Source organism: Bradyrhizobium sp. HKCCYLS3077 (assembly GCF_051167555.1).
Classification (GTDB): Bacteria; Pseudomonadota; Alphaproteobacteria; order Rhizobiales; family Xanthobacteraceae; genus Bradyrhizobium.
Genome location: NZ_JBNPTH010000009.1, coordinates 299,676 through 306,604, shown reverse-complemented (window position 1 = coordinate 306,604; position 6,929 = coordinate 299,676). Strand labels below are relative to the sequence as shown.

Below are 6,929 nucleotides of genomic sequence, written 5' to 3'. Positions count from 1 at the left end.
AAACATTGACCCTATGCCCAACACAGCTCATCCATACAATCCGCCTTGCTTGACAGAGCGGCGACCTGGGTAGTTACGCGAAGCGAAGCAATCCAGGGCGGAGACCCCGACTCTGGATTGCTTCGTCGCGTTGCTCCTCGCAATGACGCCGGCGAGATTACGCCAGCCGGTGCATCGCACACAGCTTGTTGCCGTCGAGATCGCGCAAGTAAGCGAGATACAGCTTGCCAGTCGATCCTTGACGGACCCCGGGCGGATCCTCGCAGGTGGTGCCGCCGGCTTCCAGGCCCGCTGCGTGCCAGGCATCGACTTGCTCGGACGAACTGCAGGCATAGCCGATGGTGCCGCCGTTGGCCGGCGTCGCCGGCTGACCATTGATCGGCTTGGAGACCGAGAAGACGCCGGTCGGGGTGATGTAGAAAATCCGGTGGCCGTCGACCTTCGCGGGGCGGACGCCGAGCGTCCCCAGCAGCTTGTCGTAGAAGGCCTTGGCCTTGTCGAGGTCGTTGGTGCCGATCATGATGTGCGAAAACATCAGCGCTTATCCTCCCTGGAGATTCCGAACAGCGTGTCGGATACGGCGCCAAGGTAGCGAGCGTCGCTTCATGAGGTAAGAGTTTTCTTCAGATGGCTTGTTGACGGAAGATCGTGCTACCGATCTTCTTCCTTGCGGTGGAATTCCACTGCGAGGAGGGCCTACCGCCAGCGGCGGTGCAGCCAGAGCCATTGCTCCGGATATTCGCGCACCCAGCTCTCGACGACGTTAGTCACGGCCTGTGTCATGCCCTGAATGTCGATCTGCCCATTCGCATCGCGCACCGGCTTCACTTCCTCCGACAGCTCGGCTTGAAAGCGATTGCCCGGCAGGCGGATAATGCGCACGCCATGCACGGGACATTCGACCTGGCGCAACAGGCGGGCCAGCATCGGGTTGGCGCGGGTCTTGCGGCCGAAGAACGTCACCTCGACGCCGCCGGTCAGGTACTGATCGACCAGCATCGCGACGTGCTGCCCGTTCTTCAGCGCCTGGCCCAGCCGCAGCGGCGCGTCGCGGCCGGCGGGGATCAGCGTGCCCATCTTCACCTGGCGCATTTCCTGAATGATGCGATCGGCGGCGGCGATGTTCGGGCGGCGATAGAGGATCGCGGTGTCGAGCTTGTGGGCGACGGCGGCGAGCGCCGGCATTTCCCAATTGGCGAGGTGGCTCGCAAAGATCAGCGCCGGCTTGCCGTCGAGGCGGAGCTGATGAAACAGCTCGTGGGTGCGCGGCGTCAGCTCGATGCGGCTGCGCTCGGGATGCTCCTCGTCGTAGTCCCAGATCTTGTCGAGATGCGCGAACTCGGCGCCGACGCGGCCGAGATTGTCCCAGACGCCAGCGAGAATTCGCTCGATCTCCTCGGGCGATTTCTCGGGGAAGGCCTTGGTGAGATTGTCGCGGCCGATGCGCTGCTCGCGAAGCTTCGGGCCGATCCACTGCGCGATGCGTGCGAAGCGGTCAGCGGTCTTCTGCGGATCGAAATAGCGCGTGGTCTTGAGCATGCCGACCGTCAGCGCGCCGACGGCCGAGGACCCGAGCGACTTCACCTTCTGGCGGATGACGAGCTTGGTCCGGAGGGGAATGAGACTCATCGATGCGACAGGCGGATCAGGCCGGTTCGCGGGTCAGGATCAGCGAGGCGTTCTGGCCGCCGAAGCCGAATGAGTTCGACATCACGGCGGTGACCCGCGCCTCGCGGGCCTTGTTGCCGACGACGTCGAACAGGATCGCGGGATCCGGAATGTCGTAGTTGATGGTCGGCGGGATCAGCTGATGCTCGAGCGTGAGCAGCGAAATGATCGCCTCGACCGCGCCAGCGGCCGAGATGGTGTGTCCGACCATCGACTTGTTGGACGACACGGGGATCTTGCCGGTGTGCTCGCCGAACACTGCGGAGACGCCGACATATTCCATCTTGTCGTTCTCGGGCGTCGCGGTCCCGTGGGCGTTGATGTGGTCGATCTGCTCCGGCGCCATGCCGGCGTCGGCCAGCGCCTTGCGGATGCAGCCGATGATCGGCTTGCCGTCCGGCGAGGAGCGGGTGCGGTGGAACGAGTCGGTCAGCTCGCCGCAGCCGGCGACGACGCCGAGGATCTTGGCGCCGCGCGCCACGGCCGCGTCATAGCTCTCCAGCACCAGCGCGCCGGCGCCTTCGGCCATGACGAAGCCGTCGCGGTTCTTGGAGAACGGCTTCGACGCCGCCTGCGGCGGATCGTTCTGGGTCGACAGCGCCGACAGCAGCGAGAAGCGCACCAGGCCTTCCGGATTGACCGAGCCTTCGGTGGCCGCGCACAGCGCCACGTCGGTCTCGCCGCGGCGGATGGCCTCGACGCCGAGCTGGATCGCGGTGGCGCCGGAGGCGCAGGCGGTCGACAGCGAGATCGGCGAGCCCTTGGTGCCGAACGTGTCCGACAGCGAATCCGCCACCGAGCCGAACAGGAAGCGGTGGTGATAGTTGACGAACTTGCCGCCGCCGCAGACCTTCAGGAGGTCGTCATAGGTGAACTGCGTGCCGCCGACCTCATGCGCGAGCTCGAGGCGCTGCGGCCACTCGATTTCGACCGGCGCGACGGCGAGAAACAGCGGGCCCGGGAAGTCGCCCTTCGAGCCGATGCCGGCCTGCGCGATCGCTTCCTCGACGGCCATGTGACCGAGCCGCTCGGACAGGCCGGTGGAGGTGAACGGCGCCACCGGCACGAAGTCCACCGTGCCGGCCATCGTCGTCTTCAGCCCGTCGATCGGGAAGCGCGTGATGGTGCGGATGCCGGACTCGCCGGCCACCAGCTTGGTCCAATTGTCGGACTTGCCCGCACCCAGCGAGGTGACGATGCCCATGCCCGTCACGACCACGACGGGACGTCCAAACTTGTCGCGTACACTCATGATGTCCCCCGTCGCGTCGTCCTGGCGCGCGCCGCGTTCACTTGACAGCTTCGACCAAGGCCATGCCTTCGCCGCGGTAATGGCCGGCGCCGACCACCACGATCTGGGTCGGAGCCTCCTTCATCTCGCTCTCGACGCCGGACGTGTCGCCGGGCGCGAACAGCGCGCCGCGCGAGATCGACAGCGCGGCGAGCGCCAGATCGAGCGCGAAATGCGCCTCCATCGTATGGCCGAAGCGGGTGCCGCTCGATCGCACGGCGAAGGCCTTGTGATGATCGAGGAACGCGCGCTCCTCAGACGTCACGGGCTCGGCGCCGGTGGCGCCGGTGATGATCGCGCCGGGCGCGTCGTGCACATCGAGCGCCGACCACAGCCGGTCGAGCGTGCCGGTCACGGCGCCAGCTTCCTTGCGGCGGGCGCGGTCGGCGACGACCTTGCTCAGCCGCGCCAGCGGCTTGGCGCCACGGGCTTCGGCATGCGGCTTGGACTCGAGCACCAGGAAGGCGCCGGCCGAGCCGAGCGCGAAACCCGGATGCTCCTGGCGCGCCCACACCGGCTTGAACTCGTTCTTGAGATTGTAGTCGCCAAACTCGTAGAGCACGAGCAGGTCCTTGCGCTCGCCATTATGCGAGCCGCCAACCAGCGCGATGTCGCTCTGGCCGCCCGCGATGCGAGCCAGCGCGATCTTGAACGCGTCGACACCCGCGACTTCCTCGCCCATGAAGGTGCGCGACGTCCCGCAGACGCCGTGCGAGATCGCGATATTGCCGGCGAGCAGGTTGGAGAGCTGCGCCAGGAACAGCGTCGGGCGCAGATCGCTCATCAGCCGGTCGTTGAGGAAGCCCGGTGTGCAGTTGCCTTCCGCCTCGGCGTTGAGAATCGCTGTGTCGACCGAGATGTCGCGCTCGCCGCCGCCGGCGGCGACGATCATGTCCATCCGGGACAGGATGTCCTTGTTGCCCTTGAGGCCAGCCGAATCCAGCGCGAGCCCGGCGGCGTAGGTGCCGATGCGCTGCCACGCCTCCATCTGGCGCTGTTCCTTCTTGGGAATCTGCGCCTCGAGATTCACTTTCGCCCAGGGATGCACGATGTAGGGCGCGAAGCCCTTCTCATCGACATTGATCTGGCCGGCGTTGAGAGCCTCCCAGTTCGCATCGAGGCCCTCGCCGAGCGAGGTCGCAAGGCCGATGCCGGTGATCCAGACTTCGACGGGGGCTGATGTCACGGAAGGCGTCTCACTCATCGCTGCAGGATCTGTTGCGGAAAACCGACGCGCTCGGCGACGGCGTCCATGTGTCCGCGCAGCTCCGGATTGGGGAAGGGGACATGGCTGAACGTGATCGTCGCGTTCGAGCGCAGCTTGCCGCCGACCTTCACGCGCGCCTCGGTGATGGCGTAGCCGGAGCCCTCATGCAGCACGTTGGCCTCGACTGTCAGCACCTCGCCCGGCTGGACGAAGCCGCGCATCTTGGCTTCCTTCACCGCGGCAAGGAACGGCATCCGCTCGAACTTCATCAGCGCGAGCAACAGCCAGCCGGAGGTCTGCGCCATCGACTCGATCAGCAGAACGCCGGGCATGATCGGATAGCCCGGGAAGTGCCCTTCGAAGATCGTGCTCTCGGTGGGAACCTTGGCTTCGACGGTGATGGTCTTCTCGTCCAGTCTGAGGTCGAGAATGCGGTCGATCAGCAGGAAGTATTCGATCTGCATGGCGGGCGCTCAGGCGCCCTTGGCGGCGACCAGCTCGTCGATGCGGGCGCACAGGTTCTTGAGCACGAAATACTGCTCGGTGCTAGCCTTGCCGTCGTTGACTTCCTGCGTCCACTTCTCGAGCGGCAGCTTGATGCCGAAGGCCTTGTCGATCGCGAAGGCGATGTCGAGGAAATCGAGGCTGTCGATGCCCAGATCGTCGATGGCGTGGCTATCCGGCGTGATCGTGTCGCGCGGGATGTCGCAGGTTTCAGCGATGATCGTGGCGACCTGATCGAATGTTGAGGACATCACTAAGCCTTTGATATTTTGGAGCTAATCCGGAGAAGGGCAACGAGGGGACACCGCCCCGGGGGCGTCTGATGCGAGCCCTTTTACCCCCGTCGCCCAGGAGTCGTGTGCCCGTATATCGGAGCGCCGCGGTGAGTTCAATGGAGCCGGGCGCGCGGGTTGTGGCGGGATTGTGATGCCCTGTCGGGAGGTCTGAGGTGGCCGTCAGGGCGTGTAGGTCTCGGTGATGATCCGGGCGCAGTCGCGCCGTCCGGTCAGCAGGCAGTCCTGGGTCTTGCGCAGATCGGCGATGCTCATCGCCAGCCAGATTCCGATCGCGGTCAGCGCGATGGTGAAGGCGATGGCGGCGATATTGGCCAGGATGCGATGGCGGAAATCGTCCGGCTCCTCGCGAGGCCGCTCGTAGCGGGACAGGTCGAGGGCAGCCGGTTCGGGCCGCCGCAGCGGCACGGGGGGATTCATGGGCGGACTGCCGCCCTCGGCGACGCGGCGCGCCGGGCCATTGCGGGGCCGGAACGGCACCACGCGATGCTCTTCCTCCGCTGCAATGGGGCGCTGGGACTTCATGCCTCGACTCCGATGCTGTTTCTTAGCACGCGGGCACAACCTCTCACAAAGAAACTTTGCCACGATTGAGCTGCATCAGCAAAGCCTCTCACTCTGTAGATGCGATCCCTGGAACCGGTCGGGATTGCTTCGCGGGAGGCGCTGCAAGGCCCGGGCGGACGTGGCATATTGCCGGTCGTTCATCGGAGCTGACGCATGGCGAATATGAGAGAGCCGCTGCTGCATCCCATTCCGATCCTGTCGCTGCGGCCGACGCAGATGACGGTCGGCATGCGCGAGGTGATGGAGAAGCGGGAGCGCTGGCGCGCGCACAAGGCCAAGAAGAGGGCCGAGCTGCTCGGCAAGCACATGATCCCGGTCGTGCTCGGGCCGGACAGGCGGCACTACGTCGTCGACCATCATCATCTGACCCGCGCGCTGCACGACGAGGGCGTCAAGGACGTGCTCGTCACCGTGATCGGCGACCTCTCGATGGTCGATCCCGACGGCTTCTGGAACGTGATGGACAACAAGCGCTGGGTCTATCCCTATGACGCCAAGGGCGAGCGGCGGCCATTCAAGGACTTGCCGAAGAGCGTGGCGGACCTGAAGGACGATCCGTACCGCAGCCTCGCCGGCGAGTTGCGCCGCGCCGGCGGCTTCGCCAAGGACACCACGCCGTTCAGCGAGTTCCTGTGGGCGGACTTCCTGCGCCGCAAGGTCAAGCGCAAGACCGTCGAGGAGCGCTTCGAGGCGGCCATGGAGCACGCGCTGGCGTTCGCCAAGAGCCATGACGCGGTCTACCTGCCGGGTTGGTGCGGCCCGGCCGCGGACGACTGATCGATCACTTCGCCTTCGGTAGCCTCCCCATCAGGTAGAACTCGTCATTGGGGCGCATGCCCGTGACGTTGGCCAGCCGGTTCGACAGCGCGAAGAAGGCCGCGATCGCGGCGATGTCCCAGATGTCGTCGTCGCTGAAGCCGTGCTCGGATAGCGCCTTGAAGTCGGCGTCGCCGACGGTCTGCGCCTGAAGCGCCACCTTCATCGCGAAATCGAGCATCGCGCGCTGGCGTGGCGTGATGTCGGCCTTGCGGTAGTTGATTGCGATCTGGTCGGCGATCAGGGGATTCTTGGCGCGGATGCGCAGGATCGCGCCGTGCGCGATCACGCAATACTGGCACTGGTTGGCGCTCGACGTCGCCACCACGATCATCTCGCGCTCGGCCTTGGTCAGGCCGCCGTCCTTGTCCATGAGCGCGTCGTGATAGGCGAAGAAGGCGCGGAACTCGTCGGGCCGGTGCGCCAGGGTGAGGAACACGTTGGGCACGAAGCCGCTCTTCTCCTGCACCCCTAACAGGCGGGTACGGATGTCCTCCGGCAGGGCGTCGATCGCGGGGACGGGGAAGCGGCTGATGGCGGGCTGGGTCATGGGCGATGGGTCCGGCGTGGCGTTGGGCAGCGA

At 65.7% G+C, this 6,929-nt stretch carries 9 protein-coding genes; 1 reads left to right on the top strand and 8 read right to left on the bottom strand.

What is annotated here, in order from left to right:
• Positions 1 to 157 precede the first annotated feature (157 nt).
• The 7 genes from ACQR0Z_RS31545 to ACQR0Z_RS31515 all read right to left on the bottom strand — a co-directional run bounded on the left by ACQR0Z_RS31545 (position 158) and on the right by ACQR0Z_RS31515 (position 5,488).
• Positions 158 to 535: a VOC family protein gene (locus ACQR0Z_RS31545; RefSeq protein WP_434857621.1), complete on the bottom strand. Its 378-nt coding sequence runs from the start codon at positions 533 to 535 to the stop codon at positions 158 to 160.
• Between the two features lie 161 nt (positions 536 to 696).
• A complete protein-coding gene (locus ACQR0Z_RS31540) occupies positions 697 to 1,629 on the bottom strand; it encodes a lipid A biosynthesis lauroyl acyltransferase (RefSeq protein ID WP_434876793.1) in 933 nt (310 codons plus the stop codon).
• 16 nt (positions 1,630 to 1,645) lie between these two features.
• Positions 1,646 to 2,920 carry a beta-ketoacyl-ACP synthase gene (locus tag ACQR0Z_RS31535; protein ID WP_434857619.1) on the bottom strand — a complete coding sequence of 425 codons (1,275 nt, stop codon included), beginning with the start codon at positions 2,918 to 2,920 and terminating at the stop codon, positions 1,646 to 1,648.
• Between the two features lie 37 nt (positions 2,921 to 2,957).
• Positions 2,958 to 4,163, bottom strand: a complete 1,206-nt coding sequence (locus tag ACQR0Z_RS31530) for a beta-ketoacyl-ACP synthase (protein WP_434857618.1) — start codon at positions 4,161 to 4,163, stop codon at positions 2,958 to 2,960.
• Positions 4,160 to 4,630 (bottom strand): 3-hydroxyacyl-ACP dehydratase FabZ family protein, encoded by a 471-nt coding sequence (locus ACQR0Z_RS31525; protein ID WP_257165422.1) that lies wholly within the window; start codon positions 4,628 to 4,630, stop codon positions 4,160 to 4,162. Before ACQR0Z_RS31525 ends, ACQR0Z_RS31530 begins: the two co-directional genes overlap by 4 nt.
• Before the next feature lie 9 nt (positions 4,631 to 4,639).
• Complete coding sequence (locus ACQR0Z_RS31520; protein WP_006609130.1) at positions 4,640 to 4,921, bottom strand: acyl carrier protein; 282 nt, start codon at positions 4,919 to 4,921, stop codon at positions 4,640 to 4,642.
• Between the two features lie 204 nt (positions 4,922 to 5,125).
• Positions 5,126 to 5,488: a hypothetical protein gene (locus ACQR0Z_RS31515; RefSeq protein ID WP_434857617.1), complete on the bottom strand. Its 363-nt coding sequence runs from the start codon at positions 5,486 to 5,488 to the stop codon at positions 5,126 to 5,128.
• A gap of 195 nt (positions 5,489 to 5,683) precedes the next feature.
• On the opposite strand from ACQR0Z_RS31515, the gene ACQR0Z_RS31510 reads away from it, so the two are divergent.
• Entirely contained in the window at positions 5,684 to 6,307 is a 624-nt protein-coding gene (locus ACQR0Z_RS31510) for a ParB-like protein (protein WP_434857616.1), read from the top strand.
• Between the two features lie 4 nt (positions 6,308 to 6,311).
• Here ACQR0Z_RS31510 and ACQR0Z_RS31505 read toward each other — a convergent pair whose 3' ends face one another.
• Positions 6,312 to 6,896, bottom strand: a complete 585-nt coding sequence (locus ACQR0Z_RS31505; RefSeq protein WP_434876796.1) for a peroxidase-related enzyme — start codon at positions 6,894 to 6,896, stop codon at positions 6,312 to 6,314.
• Positions 6,897 to 6,929 lie beyond the last annotated feature (33 nt).